The organism is Kitasatospora sp. MY 5-36, assembly GCF_001182915.1.
Classification (GTDB): domain Bacteria; phylum Actinomycetota; class Actinomycetes; order Streptomycetales; family Streptomycetaceae; genus Kitasatospora.
In genome coordinates this window covers 1-590 of sequence record NZ_LFVW01001155.1, presented here as the reverse complement: position 1 = coordinate 590, position 590 = coordinate 1, and the positions used below count along the sequence as shown (strand labels likewise).

General features: G+C 76.3%; 1 protein-coding gene. It reads right to left on the bottom strand.

What is annotated here, in order from left to right:
* The coding region (locus tag AE652_RS40985) for a beta-ketoacyl synthase N-terminal-like domain-containing protein (protein WP_049661035.1) at positions 1-407 on the bottom strand (407 nt) is incomplete at its 3' end.
* Positions 408-590: the final 183 nt, after the last annotated feature.

Genomic DNA, 590 nt, shown 5'->3' with positions numbered 1-590 from the left:
CGCTGCTGCGGGTCCATGGCGAGCGCCTCGCGCGGCGAGATCCCGAAGAAGGCGGCGTCGAAGTCGGCGGCGCCGTGCAGGAATCCGCCCTCGCGGACGTAGGAGCGGCCGGCCCGGTCCGGGTCGGGGTCGAAGAGTCCGTCGAGGTCCCAGCCGCGGTCCTCGGGGAACTCGGCCACGCCGTCGCGTCCGTCGGCGACCAGCTGCCACAGGTCGGCCGGGGAGGCGACGTCGCCCGGCAGCCGGCAGGCCATCCCGACGATGGCGATCGGCTCACCGGCCGCCGCCTCCAACGCGGCCTTCTCGGAGGCGAGTTGTTCGTTGTCCTGGAGCGCGGCCCGCAGTGCCTCGACCAGCCTCGCCGTCTGGTCGAGGGCGGCCGCGCCGTCGTTGGTGGTGGTGGTCATGTCAGCCTTTCGGATGGTGCGCCGGGCGCCGAGCGCGGACGAACGGGCGCGGGTCGGTGAGCGCGGTGCGTCGGCTCGGTGGGTCTGCGCGGTGGGTCCGCGCGGTCGGGTCGGGCGCGGACGGGTCGGGCACGGTCGGGTCGGGCGCGGTCGGGTGGGCGGTTCAGCCGCGGCCGCGCAGGG